The following is a 20,444-nucleotide window of genomic DNA, read 5'->3' on the forward strand; positions in this document are numbered from 1 at the left end:
TACACTTTATTGAATGAAGTATTCAGCAGTTAACAGATTTTAATAAAGATAAACCGTCCTCATGCGGACTGGAAATCAGCAGCACAATCTGATCAGCTGCGCGCAATCCATTCTGGAACACGTGGAAAACGAAGCCGCCATCACGGCCCTCGTCCTTTTTTCACACCTTTGGATCCCCATTACGCGGCAATTGCGCTGACAGGAATCAATCGGATGCGCTCTGGCCGGCGTCCTCGCCGCCCAAGGTTCCGACACCCGCCAGAGCCGCATCGAGCGAGATCATCATCAGTTCGCCGTCGCGCGAGAAGAAGAGGATCGATCCGTCCCCGGACAGTCCAGCGCCAAAATCGATACCTGATGTGTTCACCGGCTCGCCAAGATTTTGCGGCGCCTGCCAGGTGCCATCGGCGCCGCGCTCAGCCGTCCAGATATCGACACTGCCGAGCTTGGGCTGACGGTGGCTGTAGAAAAAGAGACGATTGCCGTCCGGCGTGACAGCAAGATGTGCCTCGGCGCGGAAGCTGTTGAAGCCCTCCGGCATGGGGGAGATTTCCCAGGCCCCGTCCTCACCCTCGCGCGCAGCCTCAAAGATATCGTGACCGCCCTCGCTGTCATAGCCATTATCGGTGAAATAGAGACGGCCCTGTTCATCCATGGCCGGATTAAGCTGGTCTGCCCCCGTATTGATCGAGGCCGGCAGAGGTTCGGGCTCACCCCAGCCGTCTTCCGTCGGCGCAACGCGCCAGATATTGGCGTCGCGCTGGCCGCGCTCCAGTATGTCCTGATCAGAGGAATAATAGAGCATGCCATCTGCAAAGCTGAAGGAGGGTGTGGTCAGCTTGATGCGGGCGGGAAACTCCAGCTGGGCAGGCTCTGACCAGGTGCCGTCGGCGTGTTTGCGCATTTCATAGAGGTGCGTCTTGTCGCGCGCTTCCTTCGCAAAGACGCGGATATTGCCATCGGGGGATTCGGTAAGACCAAAAGCGCGCGTGAAAACTGTGGGCGCCTCGGCATCCGGCAGGACCGGGGTCGGCGTGTCGATCTCGGGCACTTTCGCGCCGCAGGCTGCAAGCACGAGGAGGCTGACAAAAATTCCGGTGCGCTTCATTTTAAGGGCTCCCTCTTCCAGACCCGCAATGTGTGCGCTCTCTAGTTGCCCCATATGACGGTTTCGCAACACGCACTGCAGATGAAGGAATGCATCAGGCCGCGTTTTGTGCCCAGCCCAGCGCCGCGCCTCCGCAAGGCCGGTGAAACGAAAGAACAGATGTGAGAATGGCGTGTGAGAATGAAAAAGCACCCTCCGCCACAATTCCCAATGGTGACGGTGGTGCCGGCAGAGGGACTTGAACCCCCGACCCCCTGATTACAAATCAGGTGCTCTACCAGCTGAGCTATACCGGCGCCTGCTCCGCCCTTTACGCGGTGCCGCGGCGAGGGGCAAGATTCCTTTGCAATCTCATCGCAGCGCCCCGCCTGGCCCTGGCGCGGCGAACCAGCCCGCTCGCCAAGAAACGGCAGTGTTTGGCTGCTCTGCCGTTTCAATTTAATGCTGCCGCGCCTATGAGTTGCCGCAAGACCCGGCGCGTGCACGACGCGCCCAAATCACTTCGACGGAAGGTATCATGACGAAGTCAGCCCCGCGCCGCATTCTGGTCACCTCGGCCCTGCCCTATATCAACGGCGTCAAGCATCTCGGCAATCTCGCAGGCTCCATGCTGCCGGCCGATGTCTATGCCCGGTTCCAGCGCCTGCGCGGCCATGATGTCCTCTATATCTGCGCCACCGACGAGCATGGCACACCTGCCGAACTTGCCGCGCAGGCCGCAGACGTGCCCGTGCGCCAATATGTCGATGAGCAGCACGCAATCCAGAAAAAGGCGGGCGAGGACTTCCTGCTCTCCTATGATCATTTCGGCCGCTCCTGCAGCCCCCAGAACGCCGCCCTCACCCAGCATTTTGCCCACGTCCTCGAAGCCAATGGGCTGATCGAGGAAAGGTCGATGCGTCAGGTCTATTCCATCGATGACGGGCGTTTCCTGCCCGACCGCTATGTCGAAGGCACCTGTCCGCATTGCGAGTTCGAAAAGGCACGCGGCGATCAGTGCGACAATTGCGGGCGTCTGCTGGACCCCGTCGACCTGATCGATCCCTATTCGGCCGTCTCCGGCTCGAAGAATGTCGAGATCCGTGAGACGCGCCACCTCTTCCTGCTCCAGTCGCAGATGCAGGACCGGATTCGCGACTGGATCGAGCAGGCTACCGACTGGCCGCCGCTTGCCCGGTCCATTGCCCTGAAATGGCTGGACGAAGGCCTTCGCGACCGCGCGATCACGCGCGACCTTTCCTGGGGCGTGCCGGTGACCAATCCGAATGGCTCCATCCGGGAAGGATTTGAGACCAAGGTCTTCTATGTCTGGTTCGACGCGCCGATTGAGTATATCGGGGCGACGCAGGAATGGGCCGAAGCCAATGGCGAGCCGAATGCCTGGCGGTCATGGTGGCGCACGGACGAAGGCGCCGATGGCGTCGACTATGTCCAGTTCATGGGCAAGGACAATGTCGCCTTCCACACGGTTGGTTTCCCGGTCACGATTCTCGGGTCGCAGGAGCCGTGGAAGCTGGTCGACCGGCTGAAGGCCTTCAACTGGGTCACCTGGTATGGCGGCAAGTTCTCCACTTCCAACAAGCGCGGCGTCTTCATGGACCAGGCGCTGGACCTGCTGCCGGCCGACTATTGGCGCTGGTATCTGACGGCGAATGCGCCGGAAGGCTCAGACGCGGCATTCACATGGGAAGGCTTCCAGTCCGCCATCAATTCCGATCTTGCCAATGTGCTGGGCAATTTCGTCAACCGGATCACCAAATACTGCGCGTCCAAATTCGACGGCAGGGTCCCGGAAGGCGGCACGCCGGGCGACGCCGAAAGCTGGATGATCGCCGAGCTTGAGACACGCCTTCCGGCGCTGGTCGAGCATTATGAGAATATGGATTTCCGCAAAGCGGCGGCCGAAACGCGCGCCATCTGGGCGGCCGGCAACGAATACCTGACCAAGGCAGAACCCTGGGTGAAGTATAAGAGCGATGTGGACGCCGCAGCGATTGGCGTGCGCGCGGGCCTCAATCTCGCCGCCCTTTTCGGCATCATTGCCCAGCCCATCATCCCCGAAGCGGCCGCGATGATCCTCGATGCGCTCGGCGTACCGGAAGACAGGCGTACCCTCGCCGCTGATGCACTTGGCGACATTCCCGCCCTGCTCAACGCGCTGCCGCAAGGCCATGAAATCAGCCCGCCGGATGTCCTCTTCCGCAAGATCGAGGACGAACAGGTCGCTGAATGGACGAAGCGGTTTGGCGGCGATCCGGACGCATCCTGATAAAGAATCCGGGCGAAGTCTCTCTGGCGGGGCCGACTTAACGTGTTAGGGTAAGACATACCTCGCACGTTCAACCGGAGAGATTTGCCCCATGAAGTTTTCCAGCCGCCTTGCAGCCTGCGCCGCCGCAATCGCCCTGATGCCGGTAACCCCGGCCCTCTCGCAACAATCGTCGGTGCCTGCGCCGGGCACAGAGCTGGTCGACCTCTACACCTGGCTTCACGCGCATCCGGAACTCTCCTTCAAGGAATCCACCTCCTCTTCCATTCTTGCTGAAGAGCTTGAGGAGCTTGGCTTCAAGGTCACGACCGGCCTTGGCGACGATTGGATCCGCGAGAAGTCGAAACGCGACGAAGGCACAGTGCGCGACGGCGTCGGCGGCTATGGCGTCGTCGGCGTCTACGAGAATGGCGAGGGTCCGACCGTGCTGATCCGCGCCGACATGGACGCCCTGCCCGTACCGGAGCAGACCGGTCTAGACTATGCTTCGCAGGTCACAAGCACCACCTGGACGGGGGTTGAGAGCCCGGTCATGCATGCCTGCGGCCACGACATCCACATGACCAGCTGGGTTGGCACCGCGCGGGAGCTCATGGCGAACAAGGATGACTGGTCCGGCACGCTCATCATGCTGGCCCAGCCTGCCGAGGAGATCGGTCTTGGCGCCAAGGCCATGATCGAGGGTGGCCTTTATTCGCAGTTTCCGCTGCCGGACTACAATCTCGCCCTTCATGTGAACGCCAGCGCGCCCGCCGGAACGATTGCCTATTCTTCAGGCTATGCGCTCGCCAATGTCGACAGCGTGGATATTCTGGTGAAGGGCGTGGGCGGCCACGGCGCCTATCCGCATACGACCAAGGACCCGATCGTCGTCGGTTCCGCCATCGTGATGGCGTTGCAGACGCTTGTCTCACGCAATGTCGACCCGCAAACCCCTGCCGTCGTGACGGTTGGCTCCTTCACGGCCGGCGCCAAGCACAACATCATTTCAGACGCCGCCGAACTCCTGCTGACGGTCCGGTCCTATGACGATGCGACCCGCCAGCTTCTGCTCGACGGCATCCAGCGCATCGCCAAGGCGCAGGCTGAGGCGTTTGGCGCACCGGAACCGGAAATCTCCATCGATTCCGATTATACGCCCTCGACCTATAACGATCCGGAACTGACAGAGATGGCGATGGCCGCGGTCAGCTCCGCAATCGGCCAGGATAATGTCACCGAAGTGAAAGCCGTCATGGGCGGCGAAGACTTCTCCCAGTTCGGTCGTACTGAAGAGGATGTGCCAGGCCTCATCTTCTGGCTCGGCGCCGTGGCGCCGGAGACCTATCAGGCCGCACAGGAGGGCGGAGATGCCCTGCCCTCCCTGCACTCACCGTTCTTTGCGCCGGATGCGCCGCCGACCATCGAGACAGGCGTCAGCGCCATGACGGCAGCGGCGATGTCCCTGTTCAACCAGGCCAGCGCAACGAACGCCGCCACTGAAACTGAAATGGAGACCGAGGCTGAAGAGGCCGCGGACACCACGTCTGAAACCGACTCAGAGTGAGTTCAGCCAGCCCAGCAGGATCGTGTTCACTTCATCTGGACGCTCCTGCTGGGTCCAGTGACCGCAGCCCTCCAGCAAATGCGCTGATTTGAGGCCGGGCAGCCATGGCTTCATGGCCTCTACCGGATCGCCGCGGAACATGGCGAGGACAAGGTCTCGCGTGCCGCCGATAAACAGGCTCGGCTGATGGATCCTGTGATCCTCAAGCGACGTCAGGAAGGCGTGATCGCGCTCATGATTACGGTAGCGGTTGAGCGGCCCACGAAAACCGGATGCCCGGAACTCGGAGGCGTAATAGGCAACGTCTTCCTCGCTCAGCCAGGGCAGCGGCATATCCGGTTCAGGCAGGCGGTGAAGCAGCGTGTCGCCATGCTTCTTGTGCTTCGGCCACGTTCCTTCCGGCGCATCCCCTGAAATAGCATAGTAGAAGCGACGGATGCTCGCGGCGGGGTCCGCTTCAAGTTCCTCTTCCGGCGGTCCCTGATCCTGGAAATAGACCTGATAGAAGAACATGCCGCGCGCGGTGAAAAAGTCGCGAAAACTCTGGATGGCCGGCTTGTCGCCCGGCGGCATATACGGCACCGAAAGCCCCGCCACGGCCCTGAACTGATCCGGGTGAACAAGCGCTGAGTTCCAGGCGATGGGTGCGCCCCAGTCATGACCCACAACGACACATGGCGCGCCGGGCTGAAGCGCTGCGGCGACACCGGCTATGTCTGCGGTGATCGTCTCCATGTCATAGGCCTCGACGGCGTGCGGCTTGTCCGATCCGCCATAGCCGCGCACGTCTACCGCAGCGGCCCGGTAGCCTGCCCCGGCCAGCGCTCTCAGCTGATGACGCCAAGAATACCAGCTTTCAGGAAAGCCGTGGACGAAGAGGACGAGGGGTCCATCCTCAGGGCCTTCAAGCGCTACGCGAAGCTTGATGCCATTGGTTTCAACCATCTTGAATCTGGCCATGTCCGGTCCTTTCAGTTCGAGGGGCGGGCCCGAGCAGCGCCAAACGCCGAAAACCCGCAGCAGGCAGACTGTCTCACCGCTGACGGAACGCTGCAATCATGGCGTCGGGGCAATTGCGGGTCCATGACACAAGAGAGGCCGGCGCTGTGGGGAACGCCGGCCTTAAACCTGGTCACTGGAGTTTCGGTTTACTGCTGAGGCGCCGGCGTACCGTCCTGCGGCGCGGCCTGGCGGCTGGCCTGGATGGCGGCGACCGTCTCTGGATGGCTGAAGAAGCGGTAGCCCGCATCCTGTCCGTACTCCTTGATCGCCTGAAGCAGGGTTGCAAGCTCAATCGGGACGATCTTGATCTCGTCGCTCGCCGCATCGCTGTTGCCGAGATTGGCGGCCAGCTGCTCCGCATTGGCATAACCGGTAAGGATCGGCGTGATGCGGCCGTTTTCCGTCTGAAGCTGGGCTTCCATCTCGCCGCTCATGACAAGAAAGACCGGCGCCATGAAGTCTTCTGTTTCCGGGTCGAGCATCTCGGCCTTCTGGATTTCCTGCGGCGAGCTGCGGAAGATGACCGCGCCGTCCCAGCCGGCAAGGATACTGGCAAGATCGACAATCCCGACCTGCATGTCCTCATCCTCGACGCTCTGCAGCTCGGCTTCGGCGGCAGCCGGCGTCATGAAGACAACGATGGCCTGCGTTCCAGACTGGGATTGCACCGAGGCGACGCCGCCTTCACTGTTCTGAAGCACGGCGACCTGCATGCCCTGCAGCGCCGCCAGCATTGGATGGATCGCGCGCTGCTGAGGCTGGGCCGGAGCTGCCTCACCCTGCGCTGGCGGCGGAGCCGTCTGTTGTGCGGGGGCTGGTGACTGGGCGAGTGCGGCCGGAAAGGCCAGCGCAACCACCGCCCCGGTAACCGTCAGAAATCGTTTCATGGATGCTCTCCTCGTAAACGCATACGGGGCGCAGGCTTACCACCTGCGCCCCGCAGCACAAGGATAGCGGATCAGCCCTGTTTGAGTTCCTCAAAGGGCACTTTCTTGTCGACACGCACATCCTGGGGAAGGCCTAGCACGCGTTCGGCGATGATGTTCTTCAGGATTTCATCGGTCCCGCCAGCAATCCGCAGGCCCGGCGCCCACATGAAGCTCTGCTGGAACAGGGCATTGGCCGGCATCGTGTCACTATCATTCATGATGCCGTAATGGTCCTGCATCTCGATGGCCGAGTTACAGATATCCTGCAGCTGGTTTGCCGTGATGATCTTGCCGATGGAGTTTTCCGGCCCGGGCGTGTCGCCGCGCGACAGCGCCGTCTGGGTGCGGAACTTGGTCAGGCTGTAGCCCTGAGCGGCCACATACCAGTCTGCCAGTTTCTCGCGGAAGGCCTGATCGGTGAGCGACCCCGTCCCACGGGCATAGTCCATGATCTCCTTCCAGTCCGGGCCCGGCGAGCCACCGACAGCCAGACGCTCATTCATCAGCGTAACCAGCGCAACCTTCCAGCCATCGCCGACCTCGCCGAGGCGGTCGGAGTCCGGAATGCGCACATCGGTGAAATAGACCTCATTGAATTCGCGCCCGCCCGATGCCTGGTGGATGGGCTTGGCCTCAACACCCTTCTGATGCATGTCCACGATGAACATGGTGAGGCCCTTATGCTTGGGCGCCTTGGGGTCTGTACGGGTCAGGACGATACCGTAGTCGGAGAAGTGCGCGCCGGTGGTCCAGACCTTCTGGCCATTGATCACCCACTCGTCACCATCCTTGATCGCACGGGTTTTCACACCTGCAACGTCAGAGCCGGCCGCCGGTTCGGAGAAGAGCTGGCACCAGATCTCCTCCCCGCGAAGGGCCTTCTCGACATAGCGTTTCTTGTGCTCGTCGGAGCCGAAGGCGATGACGGTCGGCACACACATGCCGAGGCCAATTGTGAACGGGCCGGTCGGCGCGTCGAACTTGCCCTCTTCCTGATTCCAGATGACCTGCTGCATGGTTGTGCCACCACGCCCGCCCCATTCCTTGGGCCAGGTGATCTGTGCAAAGCCGCCTTCAGCCTTGGTTTTCTGCCACTCCTTGGCACGCTTCAGGAAGTCCTCCCCCGTCGGACGGCGCGGTGAATTGGCGTCCTTGGGTTTGAGGTGTTTCTCGAGGAAGCTGCGCGCCTCTGCGCGGAACTCTGCTTCTTCCTTGGTGTCGTTGAAGTCCATAGCGTGTCCTCCTGCGGCAAATGACGATGCTTCTGACGATACAATATACGCTGACGAACTCGCCTGCCCAGCCGTGGCGTCGGGTCAAGACAAGACAAAACTCCGACGCTGGCGCCTTGGGCGCCTAGTAATCGAGCTCAAAGCTGGGGCAGTACGGCTTCAGCGTTTGCCGGTAGCTTCGGCTGGCTTCCTGAAAGGTCCCTGTCGCCATGGGATGGCTCGGATCGCCCACCTTGATGCCTTCTGCTGACTTCGAAACATCCTTCAGCTCATTTATCGTGGCGGAGACGTCCCCGGGCAGATCGGGCTGAAGCGCTTCGAGGCCAGAGCGCGCCTCAGCAGGCGTCATGCCTGCCTTGCCGACCATCGCCAGTTCCAGCTTTGACATCGCCAGGACAAGCGTCATGCACTCATCTTCGCTCATTGAATCCTGAGCGAGCGCAGGCGCCGTGAGCATACCGAGCGAAACACATGCCGCAAAAGCCGTTCTCTTCAAAGATGCCATGGATCGATCCTCCTTTGAGCTAACAAAGGTCAATTCCTAACATCCAGCGCAGTCGCTTCAACCCCGCCAGAGGGCGCCGGCACGAGGGCCGGCGCCGGGGTGTCAGGCGGCGTTCTTGCGCTCAAGCGCGCTGACGAGTTTCTCTTTCCAGACCTTCGGGGCTCCGGCCTGCACGGCCAGCAATTTGGCCCGGCGGTAGAAGAGGTGGCAGTCCACTTCCCAGGTAAAGCCCATGCCGCCATGTGTCTGGATATTCTCCTTCGACGCGAACCAGTAGGCCTCACTGGCCGCGAGGCGTGCGGCGGCAGCGGCTTCCGGCAGCTCTGCCGCATCGGTGGAAAGCGCCCAGGCGCCGTAATAGCAGTTCGAGCGCGCGACCTGATTCTTCACATACATGTCGGCCAGCTTGTGCTTGATCGCCTGATTCCCCCCGATCGGGCGGCCGAAAGCGTACCGGTCCTTGGCAAATTCCGTTGCCATTTCGAGGCAGCGGTCGGCACCGCCAAGCTGTTCGAAAGCGAGCAGGACAGCGGCCCGGTTAAGGATTGCATCATTCATGTCCGCGCCTTCGCCGGCATTGCCGAGACGGGCGGCAGGCGCGCCATCGAAAGTGATTTCTGCATGGCTGCGCGTCGGCTCAAGCGTGCTGACCGTCTTGCGCGACACACCCTCGCCGGTGAGGTCGACCAGAACGAGGCTCGCACCGGAGCCTTCCTTGGCCAGAACCACAGCATGGGTGGCGATATCGCCATCGGTGACAGGGACCTTGGTGCCAGTCAGTTTGGAGCCATCGAAGGTGGTTTTCAGCTTCGAGGGATCTGGATTGCCCGGCCCTTCACTGGCCGCATAGCAGCCGACGACTTCACCGCTCACGACTTTCTCGAGAAGGTCCTTCTTCTGGTCCTCCGAGCCGGCGAGCTTCAGGGCTTCGGCGAAGAAATAGGTGGTGGAAGAAAACGGCACCGGCGCCAGCGCGCGGCCCATCTCCTCTGCTATCACGCAGAGTTCCAGCATGCCGAGCCCCAGCCCGCCATACTCTTCAGGGATCGCGGCCCCGATCCAGCCCATCTCGAGAACCTTCTGCCAGACGCCCTCATGATGGGTCTTGCTTTCGTCATCGAGCACCTCGCGCACATGTGCGGTCGTGCACTGCGCGTTCAGAAATTTCCTTGCTTCACCTGCCAGGAATTTCTGGTCTTCCGAAAAGTCGAAGTTCATGCCGCTCCGTCTCCCTAAATCCTGTAATTATCGCTGGACAATAACGCGGCCTCCGCCCCCGTGAAGCCGTCTCGCAAGGTAAGGCCTGCGCAAGTCCCGAAGACGCAAATTCGGTCCGGCGTATTTACCCTCGCTAAAACCCGTTGTGACACACTCCGCAGAAGATCAGGAGACGGCGACATGGCAAAGGCACTCTTCCACAAGTCCCAGCGGGTTTTCGTCAAACCGGTGGGCACGTGGGCAATTGTCGAAAAGGTCATCCCCCACTGGGTGAAGGATGTCGAAGAGCCCCTGCGCGTCACCTATGATGTGGGGCTCGGCCGTGAATTTGCGCCCACGGAGCTCTCGTCCGAAGACACCGTGCGCGGGCGCGCGCGCATGGAAGAAGACCCGACCGCCGAGCATTGGCGTGTCCAGCGCGCAAAGAATCGCTGGCAGGATAGCGACGAGGTCGCCAGCCACCCCCACCCCGGCACCTTTCCTGTCGTCATCACCGACGAGAATGACTGGGGCGGCTGGCGCGTGCCGGGCGCGGAATATGATCGCGACCCGAACAGGATAGAGTATCAGGCAAGACTGATCGCGAACGCACCGCAACTTCTGCTCATGGTCCGCAGGATGGCAGAATATGCTGCCCGCCACCCCGGTGAAGTGTCTGACGAGATAAAGTCCATTCTTCAACCCGCCCGGCAGGTCCTGCGCCATGTCTATGATGTGGCCGGCACGCCCAGCAAAGGTGGCTGAATAAACTCAGCCCGTGGAAGGACCGGCGATTGAGGGCCGGGGCCAGCCACCCTATCTGTTGGTCAAGAACGACAGATAGGAAAACCAATGCTGCGCACAGATACACCGGTTTCGATCAAGCTCGAAGATTATACCCCCTACCCGTTCGAGATCGATGAGGTTTCGCTCGATTTCTCACTGGATCCCAAGGCGACGCGGGTGAAGGCCAGGATGAAGGTGCGCCGCACCGGGGAGGGATCGTTCGTTCTCGACGGTGTGAAGCTCAAACTCAATGCGATCAGCCTCGACGGAAAATCGCTCGGCCCGGGCGACTATAGCCGGGATGACGAGAAGCTGACGATCAGCAATGTTCCCGACCAGTTTACCCTGGAAACGGACGTCACGATTGATCCGTCCAGCAACACCGCCCTGTCGGGCCTCTACATCTCTGGCGGACGCTTCTGCAGCCAGTGTGAAGCGACGGGCTTCCGCCACATCACCTACTGGCCTGATCGTCCGGATGTCATGAGCCGCTTTCATGTCCGTATGGATGCGGACAAGTCCAAATATCCGATCCTTCTGTCGAATGGCACACCGGGCGAGAGCGGCGACCATTCAGACGGGCGCCATTATGCAGAGTGGGACGATCCACACCCCAAACCCTCTTACCTGTTTGCGCTCTGTGCCGGAGACTATGATGTCTGGCGCGACACCTTCACCACGATGAATGGCGACCATGTCGATCTCGGGGTCTATGTCGACAAGGGACAGGCGGCGCGCGCCGAATGGGCCATGGAAAGTCTCAAGGCCTCCATGAAATGGGATGAGGAGCGCTTCGGACGCGCCTACGACCTCGGCGTCTTCAACATCGTGGCCGTGCGCGACTTCAATTTCGGCGCCATGGAGAATAAGGGTCTCAACATCTTCAATTCCGCTTACGTTCTGGCCAGCCAGGACAGCGCGACCGACGCCGATTTTGAAGCGATCGAGAGCATTGTGGGGCACGAGTATTTCCACAACTGGACCGGCAACCGGATCACCTGCCGCGACTGGTTCCAGCTCTGCCTGAAGGAAGGTCTGACGGTGTTCCGCGATCAGGAATTCTCTTCCGACCTGCGCTCGCGCCCTGTCCAGCGCATCAAGGATGTCATGCGCCTGCGCGCGCGCCAGTTCGCCGAGGATGCCGGCCCGCTTGCCCATCCAGTGCGTCCGGACAAATATGCATCTATCGACAATCTGTATACAGCAACGGTCTATGAGAAGGGCTCAGAATTAATCCGTGCGCTGACTGTCCTTATAGGGATCGATGATTTCAACAAGGGCATGCAGATTTACTTCGATGAGTATGATGGCACGGCTTCGACAATCGAGGATTTTTACGGCTGTTTCGAGAAGGCGTCGGGCAAGGACCTCAGCCAGTTCCGCCGCTGGTACGCCCAGGCCGGCACGCCCTCCGTCCGCGTGGAGGAAGACTGGAACGCCGACACCTCGACCCTGACATTGAAGCTGCGCCAGTCGACACCGGCCACGCCGGGCCAACCCGACAAGCAGCCTGTGCCCATTCCCCTTCGTGTAGCGCTGCTGGATGGCAAGGGCGGTCACGCCTCAGCCGAAGGATGGGAGAATGGTGAGACCGTCATCGTCCTCAATGACGAAGATAAGACGGCAGAGATCAAGCTGGGCAAAGGCGCCAGCAAACCCCTCCTCTCGATCAACCGCCAGTTCAGCGCGCCGGTCCGTATCGACCGCGACCTGACCAATGCCCAATTGCTGGAGCTTGCCGCGAGCGAGACCGATCCCTTCAACATCTGGGACAATTTCCAGACACTGACGCGCAGCGAAATCTTCCGTCTGCTGGATGAGCCGCAATCTCCGCCAGACGAAGCACTCGTCGCCGCACTCGGCGACGCGGTGCGGGCCAATGAATCCGATCCGGCCTTCGCCGCCCTGCTGACAGCTCTGCCCGACATCGGTGAGCTCTTCCAGCACCGCGAGCCGGTTGATCCGGCGGGCCTGAATGAAGCGCGCAAGCGTCTGCGCAAGGCGCTTGGTGAGAACCTCAAGCCGGATGCCGAGCGCATCCTGGCAGAGCCGTCCCCTGCCCCGTTCGAACCGAACGCCGAACAGGCTGGCATCCGGGCGCTCCGCTCCGCCATGATCGGCCTTACCGGCGCGCTGGACACGGGCGATGCTGCCAAGCGTCTGAAAGCGCTCTTCGATGCGGCGCCGAACATGACCGAGAGCCTCGCCTGCCTGCGTACGCTCGTCCCCTTCAAGGGGGCTGAGCGCGACGAGGCCATTGAGACCTTCTATGAGCGCTGGAAAGACAATCCGCTGGTCATCGACAAATGGTTCGCCGTCCAGGCCGGACAGGGCACCGCAGAGGATGCCCGGCGTCTGTCGCAGCACCCAGACTTCGACCTGTCCAACCCGAACCGGGTGCGCTCTGTCGCAGCCGCCTTCTCGATGACCAATCTTGCCGCCTTCCACGCCAAGGATGGCGAAGGTCATAAGGTGATCGGGGACATCGTGCTCGAGACCGACAAGCGCAATCCGGCCCTCGCCGCGCGCCTGCTCACCAGTTTCGAGCAATGGCGCAAGCTTGAGCCGGCCGCCAAGGCGAGCGCGGAGAAGACGCTGAAAGCACTCCAGGCCGAAGGTTTGTCGGAAAACGCCGCAGATATTCTCTCGCGCGCCATCGATTAACAGCCCCGCGCCCTTCATTAACGCGAACGCAAAGCTTTTCTGACCAAGGTGTTACTGGTTTTGCGGGACGTGAATGAAGGGCCGGGATTTGGCGGCAGGCAACACGAAGGTTGAACGGGGCAAGCCCCCGTCGCGAGCCTCCGGCGCGAACCGGATGGTTGCGCCTGTGCTCATCGTAACCTTCTGCATCCTGGCCGCCTGTGTCGTTCTTGTTGGCTGGCTCGGCCAGACCTCGAAGGACCGTGATGCCATGCAGCTCGCCCAGCGCGACGCCCTGCTCACAGGCCAGATGCTGAACGCCTCCGCCGATGCGGCGACGAGGGCGCTGGATACGTTCCTGGAGACCGGCCGCCCTCTCTCGCGCATCGACGCAGAAGAGATCGGCGTCGATCATCTGGTCTCCCTTCAGTCCGCCCGGACGTCGAATGATCCGCTACAGCGCGAGCTTGCCGAGATGGCAGACGGCATGATCGAGGCGGGCACCCGGCTGCATTTGGCGCCAGACAATGACATCATGCTCGTCCACCCGCTCGATGCAGAGACGGGCATCATTTCGCGCGTGGGCGCCGGCAAGTGGGTGCTGGGTGCAAACCCGGTGCAACGCGTTATTCTGGATGGCGAACGTAACCTCTCGATTGGCGGCCAGTCTGTCCTCGCGCCGACCCACACCATTCTCAGCCAAGGCACAGGGTTTCACTATTCCGGGCTGCTTCAGCGGTCACTGACCGCATGTGCGCCAGTAGAAGGCGCCGCCTTCTCGCTGTGCCTCAATCGCTCAAGTCCGCTTGTGACGGTCGACAATGCGATCCACCTTCTACTTTACCTGACCCTTCTTGCCGCACCGGCCTTTGGCGTTTTCGGTCTCTACAGCAGTCTCAGCACCCGACCGGCAGATCCACCGCCATCTCCGGCCGCAGGGCCGGTCCAGCCAGCGGCCCACACCCTCGTCGAAAAAGCCAATATCAATGGCCGCATTGGCGCCTGGCGCATTTCGCTTGCATCCAGCGAGGCATGGATCAACGAGGATGCCGCGCGCCTTTTCGGCCTGCAATTCAGCGGTGAGCTCACCACATCCGAACTCTTTGCCCAGATCTTTCAGGATCATCGCAACCAGCTGCGGCACGCCCTCGAAGAGACCCGCCCCGGCCAGACCTTTACCATGCCCGTGGCCACCGCCATGTCACGCGGGGAGACCTGGATCGAACTTCGCGGCAGCGCCAATGAACCCGGCAAGGATCAGCCGGGCGACATCAGCGGCGTTGTCTTCGACATTACTGACGCCATGCGCCAGCGCGAGCGCCAGAAATCATCGGAAACGCGCCTCAAGACAGCCATCGAGCACTTCCCGAGCCCCTTTGCCCTCTGGGACAACAAGCATCGGCTCATCTTCTGGAATCAGGCGTTTACCCGGATATTCGCGCTGGAAGACGTGGTCAGGGCCGGGGTGGCCTATGAAACCGTCATGCTGGCCAGAAGCGCCAATGTCATCAGTGAGCGGACCACGCCAGACGACGCCAATGTCACCGTGGTGGGGCTGCGCTCGGGCGACTGGTACAAGATTGTGGAGCGTCGCTCGCCCGCCGGGGGGCTGACCACCTTTGGTCTGGACGTCACACAGGACGTGAAGAGCGAAGAAGAACTGACCCAGCAGAGAAAGAAGCTTCGCGCCGCCGTACAGGAGCTCGCCCGCTCTGAAGGCCACAATGTGGAGCTTGCCCGCAAATACAATGAAGAGAAGGCCAAGGCCGAGCGGTCCGCCAATTCCAAGAGCGCCTTCCTCGCCAATATGAGCCACGAGCTGCGCACCCCGCTCAACGCCATCAACGGCTTTTCCGAAATCCTGGTCAACGAGATGTACGGACCGCTCGGTGACATGCGCTATAATGAGTATGCGCGCGATATCCTGACTTCCGGCCAGCACCTGCTCGACATGATCAATGACATCCTCGACATCGCGAAGATCGAAGCCGGCAAGATGACTATCGACCCCAAACCGATCGATCTTGTCGATCCGGTCGATGCCGCCGTCCGGATGATCCGCCGCAAGGCCGAGGACAAGGATATTACCCTCTCGCTTCAAGCCGACGAGCCGCTGCCCGAAGTGGACGCAGACCACCGCGCCGTGCGCCAGATGGTGCTGAACCTGCTCTCCAATGCGATCAAGTTCACCGATCCGGGCGGGCGTATCCTGGTCGCCGTCCAGAAGAAGGATGACTTCGTCCGGGTCGCGGTCCGGGATACGGGCGTCGGCATTCCCAAGGAGCATCTGCCCCGCCTCGCCCAGCCCTTCGAACAGGTCCACGAAACGCGCGAGCGCAATTATGACGGCACCGGCCTCGGCCTTGCCCTCACCAAGTCATTTGCGGAAATGCATGGCGGGCGCTTCTCCATCGCCAGCGAGGTCGGCCGTGGCACCATGGTGAGCTTCTTCCTGCCGGTCAGCCGCGATATGCCTTCACGCGACCGGGACGTCGCCTGAGGGCAGCTCTGATGAATATGTATTTCAGAGGCTCTCGTCAGAGATTTCTTCGCTTTCCGAGGCAACGGCGCGCTCTGCGATAAAGGTGGCGGCCCGTTCGACGCACTGGCGCCCGGCATCGGCAAGGGCTATGGCCCGCGCCAGGTCATCGCGGGCGCTCGCTGGCGAACTCGCTGATACGGTGTGTTGGGCGACGGGCTCCCGGCTCCCCCCGTCGAGCAGGGTCAGCTCCAGCTGGCAAACACCTTCACCGCCGTCCAGCGAGAATTGCGAGACACGCCAGTAGACCTCATAGGCGCCGCTCACACCGGTGACATCGTCTACCGCAAGGCCGTTTCCACTCGTGCTGAAAGCGTCGAGCAGCGTAACCTGAAACATGCGGGTTGCGCGGTCTGCCCACGCAACGCCCGGCAACACCTTGAACCCGCCATCCGGCCCCTGAGACGTAATCTTGCGGACGGCCAGAAGACGCGGCGCATCCGGCTCCCGGATGACGACATTTGTTTCCAGCTCCACACGGGTCTGCGGGTCCGGCAGGCGGTAGACGGCCTCGGGCTTTGGCTGTTCAGGCAGAACCGAAACGCAACCGGCGGAGGCAAGACCGAGCGCCAGAACAGCGCCGGTGATGGAAGTGCGGAGGGTGATCATTCGCCGTCCCTTTCATATGGCAGCGGATCGCTGCGAAGCAGGCTTTGAGGGTTCTGCTCGATCTCACGCGTCAGCCGGTTGAGCCTTGCGATCAGAACCCGAAGGTCCTGGGCCACGATCCGGAAATCGCTCACCGCATCCGTGCCCGGACCCTCGATGACATCTGCTGCGGAATCGACAGCCCCTTCGATCCGGTCAATAGCCGCCTGAGCAGAACTTGTGACCTCTTTCAGGTCGTCGGTGATGGCTTCGATATCGTCGCCGACGCGTTTGACCTCGGCGCTGGCGTCGCGGCCAAGCTGGCCGACATCTTTCGACGCCTGATCAAAGCTGCGGGCCGCGTCCTCGGCGGTTTTCAGCAAGCTGGTCACATCTGTCAGAAGCGTACCATTCCCACTCAACGCTTCGGTGATGGCCTCGACGTTCTGGACGCTGTTTGTGACCGCATTGATATTGTCCTCGCTGAGTACTTTATCGATCCGCTCAAGCGCCAGCGTCGCCCGCCCCATGACCTCTGTCCCGCTCGAGACAAGCGCGCTGAGCGGATTGGATTCAGTCTTGATCTCGGGGATGTCTTCGCGCGAGGCGCGCTTCAGCCACTCCGCGTCCGGAGAGCCCGCATTGATCTGGATGTAGGTCACGCCCGTGATGCCAGCAAACTCGATCGATGCGGAGGAATCCGTTTTCACCGGTGTCTCGCTATCGATGCGCAGGCGCGCGCGCACCTTGGAAGCATCGTTGCGGTCGATGCCGATCGATGTCACCTCACCGACCTTGATGCCGATATAGCGGACCGAGGCACCCTCCTCGAGGTTCACCGGGCCCTCAAAGACCGCGTCATAGACGTCAAAATCCTGGTTGAACTGGGACTGGCCCAGCCACAGGACAAATCCGAGCGCGGCCAGCGCCGCGAATATGACGAAAGCGCCTATCAGCGCATAGTTGGCACGTGTTTCCATCAGCTTCTTCCCGCTTGGGCGGCGCGGCCACGTGGGCCGCAGAAATAATCCTGTATCCAGGGATCTTCGTTCTGGCGCAGTTCGTCGATCGTCCCTGTGGCGATCACTTTCTTGCGGCCGAGCACCGCGATCCGGTCGCAGGTGGCCGCCAGCGTGTCCACATCATGTGTGACGAGAAACACGGTGAGAGACAAGGCGCTCTGCAGCTCGCGCACCAGACTGTCGAACGCGCCCGCGGTGATCGGGTCCAGCCCGGCCGTCGGTTCATCCAGAAAGAGGATAGGTGGATCGAGCGCCAGGGCACGGGCGAGCGCGGCGCGCTTGCGCATGCCGCCAGAAAGGTCGGAGGGGAATTTCGGGCCCGCACTGTCCTCAAGGCCGGACATGCGCAGCTTCTGGTCAGCCAGCTGCTGCATCAGGCCGAGTGGCAGATCGGTATGTTCGCGCATCGGGACCATAACGTTCTCGCGCACGGTGAGGTTCGAAAACAGGGCTCCATCCTGAAACATGATACCCCAGAGGTTCTGGACCTTGCGCAGCTCATCGCCCCGAAGATCCGTCACATTCTCACCGAAGACCTCGACCGTGCCTTCAGAAGGCGCCTTCAGGCCGACAATGGCGCGGAGCAGAACGGATTTGCCCGTGCCAGATGGCCCGATCACGCCGAGAATCTCCCCCTTGCGCACGTCGAGGTCGAGGCCCTCATGAACCTTGTGCTCGCCATAGGCTGTGGTCAGCCCGCGCACCTTGATGGCTGTCTCCTCGCCGCTCAAATTCCGAGCTCCAGATAGAAAAGGGCGAACATCGCATCGATAACGATGATCGAGAAAATCGCCTGGACAACCGATTTGGTGGTCGATTGACCGAGCGACTGCACGCTGCCGCCGACCTGCAGACCCTGCCGGCAGCCGATCAGTGCGACAACCAGGCCGAAGACCGGCGCCTTCGACATCCCCACCCAGAAATTCGCTACCGGCACAGCGCTCTGCAGCCGGTTGATAAAGACAGTCGGATTGATATCGAGGGCCAGCCAGCTGACAAAGACGCCGCCGCCAAGTCCGAAGAGGGCAGCGATCAGCGTCAGGATCGGCGTCATCACCAGCATGGCGAAAGCGCGCGGCACGACCAGCACGTCCATCGGGTTGAGGCCGAGCGTCACCAGGGCGTCCACCTCCTGACGCATACGCATGGCCCCGATCTGGGCCGTAAAGGCCGAATTCGTGCGGCCTGCGAGAATGATGGCCGTGATGACCACACCAAATTCACGCAGCACGGCAAACCCAACCAGTTCCACGGTGAAGATTGTGGCGCCGAACTCCGACAGCGTGGTCGCTCCGATAAAAGCGATGACCATGCCCACAAAGAATGAGAGGAAGGCCACGATGGGAACAGCGTCCAGCCCGGAGTCTTCCATGACGGAGACAAGGGCCGTCCACCGCATCTTTGAGGGTCGCGTGACCATATGCGCCATGGAGGCAATGGTCTCGCCCAGAAAGGCCAGGGTTGCCGTGGTCTCCTCTAGGAAACTCATCGTTGTGCGGCCGGTGCGTTCAAGCAGGTCCACAACGCCGTATTCTGTCTTGCTTTTCTCCTCATGCTCCTCCGGGCGAAGAGAGGCAGCCTGTTCAAGCAGCGCAGAGACCTGCGGGCTCGCATTGACTGCTTTGACCTCGCCTGCACCTGCGCGGCACGCAAAGCGGTCGATAATAAAGGCGCCAGCGGTATCCAGACGCCCAAGATCGGTGCAATCTGCCTGCAGCTCTTTCACATCGCTTTTCTGGACGGCGGCGAGGCGTTGGGAGACATCGCGGATTGTATGCACCGTCCAGTCACCCGACAGCGTAAGCTGCGGCGGCGAGGCCTCGCTCTCAAACTGGAAATCAGGCCTGTCTGGCATGAGTCGCCTTGCGTCTAGCTGGTACCTGTCTGCGCATCCAAGCCTTGAGCATGGTAAAGAGCGTCTTACAACATTCTGCAGGAAAACGAGATTCTATTTCATATGGTCAGGCTTTCAATCGAGCATGTGTCGTCACCATTGGCGCAAGCTTTCTCAATCTCGCGCGGTTCAAAGACGAGCGCCGAATCGGTCCGTGTGACACTTGAGCGGGACGGACAGCGCGGGCGCGGCGAAAGCGTCCCCTATGGCCGGTATGGCGAAACCGTAGAAAGCGTCATCGAACTCATTGAGACACAGCGCACCGCTATTGAAGAGGGGCTGAGCCGCGAAGACCTCCAGGGCGTGCTGCCGGCGGGCGCGGCCCGCTGCGCAATCGACTGCGCCATGTGGGATCTGGAAGCCAGGGTCAGCGGGACACCGGTCTGGAAGCGCGCCGGCCTTCCCGAACCAAAAGTGCTGGAAACCGCCGTTACCGTCGTTCTCGGGGAAAAATCCGCCATGGCCGAGGCCGCAAGGCAAGCGCCCGGCAGGCTGCTCAAGGTCAAACTTGGCGGCGAGGGCGACATGGACCGCGTGCGCGCCGTTCACGAAGCGCGTCCGGATGCACGCTTCATCCTGGACGCTAATGAACAGCTGGACGCCGGCGCCCTGCCCGGCCTGGCCCGCGAAGCCAAAGCGCTTGGTGTTGTCCTCATCGAACAGCCCTTTCCGGCCGGCGAGGATGGCGCCTTGCTGAAACGTCCGCCAGAGGTCGCGATCTGCGCCGATGAGAGCGCCCATACGCGCGATCAGGTTCAGGATCTCGCCCGGCTATACGATGTCATCAACGTCAAGCTCGACAAGACGGGCGGACTGACCGAAGCGCTCGCCATGGTCCGCGCAGCCAAAGCCTGCGGCCTTGGCGTCATGGTCGGCTGTATGGTGGCCAGCTCGCTCAGCATGGCCCCAGCTGTCCTGCTGGGCACGCTTGCCGATGCGGTCGACCTCGACGGCCCGCTCTGGCTTGCCGATGATATTGAAAACGGCCTGAGATATGAGGACGGGAAAGTCTTCCCGCCCTCACAGGCCCTCTGGGGATAGCCTTCAGGTGTCCAGAACATCCTTCCAGCCGGAAGGTGTGTGCGGGCCGACAAACAGTTGCTCCAGCGCCCCGACGCCTTCGGAGGAGGTGCCGTCCGGGCTCTCATGGGTCACTTTTGAAATGGCCTGGATGTGCAGATTGG

General features: G+C 61.5%; 16 protein-coding genes and 1 tRNA gene. 6 read left to right on the forward strand and 11 right to left on the reverse strand.

Annotation, left to right across the window (positions count from 1 at the left end):
• Positions 1 to 205: 205 nt before the first annotated feature.
• Together ABNU55_RS08460 and ABNU55_RS08465 are read right to left on the reverse strand one after the other, a co-directional pair.
• Positions 206 to 1,108 carry a hypothetical protein gene (locus ABNU55_RS08460; protein WP_290750584.1) on the reverse strand — a complete coding sequence of 301 codons (903 nt, stop codon included), beginning with the start codon at positions 1,106 to 1,108 and terminating at the stop codon, positions 206 to 208.
• A 220-nt stretch (positions 1,109 to 1,328) separates the two neighbouring features.
• Positions 1,329 to 1,404 (reverse strand) — tRNA-Thr (locus ABNU55_RS08465).
• Between the two features lie 221 nt (positions 1,405 to 1,625).
• Here ABNU55_RS08465 and metG point away from each other — a divergent pair.
• Together metG and ABNU55_RS08475 are read left to right on the forward strand one after the other, a co-directional pair.
• Complete coding sequence (gene metG / locus ABNU55_RS08470; protein WP_290750581.1) at positions 1,626 to 3,377, forward strand: methionine--tRNA ligase; 1,752 nt, start codon at positions 1,626 to 1,628, stop codon at positions 3,375 to 3,377.
• Between the two features lie 91 nt (positions 3,378 to 3,468).
• Positions 3,469 to 4,923: an amidohydrolase gene (locus ABNU55_RS08475; protein WP_290750578.1), complete on the forward strand. Its 1,455-nt coding sequence runs from the start codon at positions 3,469 to 3,471 to the stop codon at positions 4,921 to 4,923.
• Here ABNU55_RS08475 and ABNU55_RS08480 read toward each other — a convergent pair.
• The 5 genes from ABNU55_RS08480 to ABNU55_RS08500 form a co-directional block, all read right to left on the reverse strand.
• Positions 4,915 to 5,883, reverse strand: coding sequence for an alpha/beta hydrolase (locus tag ABNU55_RS08480; RefSeq protein ID WP_290750575.1), 969 nt, complete (start codon positions 5,881 to 5,883; stop codon positions 4,915 to 4,917). The two genes, ABNU55_RS08475 and ABNU55_RS08480, sit on opposite strands and share 9 nt — an antisense overlap.
• Positions 5,884 to 6,071: 188 nt before the next feature.
• On the reverse strand, positions 6,072 to 6,812 hold the full coding sequence (locus ABNU55_RS08485; RefSeq protein WP_290750572.1) for a hypothetical protein: 741 nt from the start codon (positions 6,810 to 6,812) through the stop codon (positions 6,072 to 6,074).
• A 71-nt stretch (positions 6,813 to 6,883) separates the two neighbouring features.
• A complete protein-coding gene (locus ABNU55_RS08490) occupies positions 6,884 to 8,086 on the reverse strand; it encodes an acyl-CoA dehydrogenase family protein (protein ID WP_290750568.1) in 1,203 nt (400 codons plus the stop codon).
• A 124-nt stretch (positions 8,087 to 8,210) separates the two neighbouring features.
• The gene (locus tag ABNU55_RS08495; RefSeq protein ID WP_290750565.1) at positions 8,211 to 8,591 is read right to left on the reverse strand and encodes a hypothetical protein; all 381 of its coding nucleotides are present in this window, start codon (positions 8,589 to 8,591) and stop codon (positions 8,211 to 8,213) included.
• A 102-nt stretch (positions 8,592 to 8,693) separates the two neighbouring features.
• Positions 8,694 to 9,809, reverse strand: coding sequence for an acyl-CoA dehydrogenase family protein (locus tag ABNU55_RS08500; protein WP_290750562.1), 1,116 nt, complete (start codon positions 9,807 to 9,809; stop codon positions 8,694 to 8,696).
• 180 nt (positions 9,810 to 9,989) lie between these two features.
• On the opposite strand from ABNU55_RS08500, the gene ABNU55_RS08505 reads away from it, so the two are divergent.
• The 3 genes from ABNU55_RS08505 (at position 9,990) to ABNU55_RS08515 (ending at position 15,717) form a co-directional block, all read left to right on the forward strand.
• Positions 9,990 to 10,553, forward strand: a complete 564-nt coding sequence (locus tag ABNU55_RS08505) for a hypothetical protein (protein WP_290750560.1) — start codon at positions 9,990 to 9,992, stop codon at positions 10,551 to 10,553.
• Between the two features lie 87 nt (positions 10,554 to 10,640).
• Positions 10,641 to 13,238, forward strand: coding sequence for an aminopeptidase N (gene pepN / locus ABNU55_RS08510; protein ID WP_290750557.1), 2,598 nt, complete (start codon positions 10,641 to 10,643; stop codon positions 13,236 to 13,238).
• A gap of 154 nt (positions 13,239 to 13,392) precedes the next feature.
• Entirely contained in the window at positions 13,393 to 15,717 is a 2,325-nt protein-coding gene (locus ABNU55_RS08515; protein WP_290750555.1) for a PAS domain-containing sensor histidine kinase, read from the forward strand.
• 24 nt (positions 15,718 to 15,741) lie between these two features.
• Here the strand turns inward: ABNU55_RS08515 and ABNU55_RS08520 are convergent, their stop codons facing one another.
• From ABNU55_RS08520 to ABNU55_RS08535, 4 genes are read right to left on the reverse strand one after another with little or no spacing between them, the layout of a single operon-like run.
• A complete protein-coding gene (locus ABNU55_RS08520) occupies positions 15,742 to 16,365 on the reverse strand; it encodes an ABC-type transport auxiliary lipoprotein family protein (protein WP_290750552.1) in 624 nt (207 codons plus the stop codon).
• Positions 16,362 to 17,324, reverse strand: coding sequence for an MlaD family protein (locus ABNU55_RS08525; protein ID WP_290750549.1), 963 nt, complete (start codon positions 17,322 to 17,324; stop codon positions 16,362 to 16,364). The genes ABNU55_RS08520 and ABNU55_RS08525 overlap by 4 nt, the downstream gene beginning before the upstream one ends.
• Complete coding sequence (locus ABNU55_RS08530) at positions 17,324 to 18,097, reverse strand: ATP-binding cassette domain-containing protein (protein WP_290750547.1); 774 nt, start codon at positions 18,095 to 18,097, stop codon at positions 17,324 to 17,326. Before ABNU55_RS08530 ends, ABNU55_RS08525 begins: the two co-directional genes overlap by 1 nt.
• Positions 18,094 to 19,221 carry an MlaE family lipid ABC transporter permease subunit gene (locus ABNU55_RS08535; RefSeq protein ID WP_290750544.1) on the reverse strand — a complete coding sequence of 376 codons (1,128 nt, stop codon included), beginning with the start codon at positions 19,219 to 19,221 and terminating at the stop codon, positions 18,094 to 18,096. Before ABNU55_RS08535 ends, ABNU55_RS08530 begins: the two co-directional genes overlap by 4 nt.
• Before the next feature lie 102 nt (positions 19,222 to 19,323).
• Here ABNU55_RS08535 and dgcA point away from each other — a divergent pair, with 102 nt between their 5' ends.
• Positions 19,324 to 20,301 carry an N-acetyl-D-Glu racemase DgcA gene (gene dgcA, locus ABNU55_RS08540; RefSeq protein ID WP_290750542.1) on the forward strand — a complete coding sequence of 326 codons (978 nt, stop codon included), beginning with the start codon at positions 19,324 to 19,326 and terminating at the stop codon, positions 20,299 to 20,301.
• The last annotated feature ends 143 nt before the right edge of the window (positions 20,302 to 20,444 follow it).

Origin of the sequence: uncultured Henriciella sp. (assembly GCF_964005855.1) — a bacterium.
Taxonomy (GTDB): domain Bacteria; phylum Pseudomonadota; class Alphaproteobacteria; order Caulobacterales; family Hyphomonadaceae; genus Henriciella.

Bases quoted from the DNA above. Each gene is read 5' to 3' on its own strand.
- ABNU55_RS08460 (WP_290750584.1), bottom strand. From the start codon at position 1,108: ATGAAGCGCACCGGAATTTTTGTCAGCCTCCTCGTGCTTGCAGCCTGC.
- metG (WP_290750581.1), top strand. From the start codon at position 1,626: ATGACGAAGTCAGCCCCGCGCCGCATTCTGGTCACCTCGGCCCTGCCC.
- ABNU55_RS08475 (WP_290750578.1), top strand. From the start codon at position 3,469: ATGAAGTTTTCCAGCCGCCTTGCAGCCTGCGCCGCCGCAATCGCCCTG.
- ABNU55_RS08480 (WP_290750575.1), bottom strand. From the start codon at position 5,883: ATGGCCAGATTCAAGATGGTTGAAACCAATGGCATCAAGCTTCGCGTA.
- ABNU55_RS08485 (WP_290750572.1), bottom strand. From the start codon at position 6,812: ATGAAACGATTTCTGACGGTTACCGGGGCGGTGGTTGCGCTGGCCTTT.
- ABNU55_RS08490 (WP_290750568.1), bottom strand. From the start codon at position 8,086: ATGGACTTCAACGACACCAAGGAAGAAGCAGAGTTCCGCGCAGAGGCG.
- ABNU55_RS08495 (WP_290750565.1), bottom strand. From the start codon at position 8,591: ATGGCATCTTTGAAGAGAACGGCTTTTGCGGCATGTGTTTCGCTCGGT.
- ABNU55_RS08500 (WP_290750562.1), bottom strand. From the start codon at position 9,809: ATGAACTTCGACTTTTCGGAAGACCAGAAATTCCTGGCAGGTGAAGCA.
- ABNU55_RS08505 (WP_290750560.1), top strand. From the start codon at position 9,990: ATGGCAAAGGCACTCTTCCACAAGTCCCAGCGGGTTTTCGTCAAACCG.
- pepN (WP_290750557.1), top strand. From the start codon at position 10,641: ATGCTGCGCACAGATACACCGGTTTCGATCAAGCTCGAAGATTATACC.
- ABNU55_RS08515 (WP_290750555.1), top strand. From the start codon at position 13,393: ATGGTTGCGCCTGTGCTCATCGTAACCTTCTGCATCCTGGCCGCCTGT.
- ABNU55_RS08520 (WP_290750552.1), bottom strand. From the start codon at position 16,365: ATGATCACCCTCCGCACTTCCATCACCGGCGCTGTTCTGGCGCTCGGT.
- ABNU55_RS08525 (WP_290750549.1), bottom strand. From the start codon at position 17,324: ATGGAAACACGTGCCAACTATGCGCTGATAGGCGCTTTCGTCATATTC.
- ABNU55_RS08535 (WP_290750544.1), bottom strand. From the start codon at position 19,221: ATGCCAGACAGGCCTGATTTCCAGTTTGAGAGCGAGGCCTCGCCGCCG.
- dgcA (WP_290750542.1), top strand. From the start codon at position 19,324: ATGGTCAGGCTTTCAATCGAGCATGTGTCGTCACCATTGGCGCAAGCT.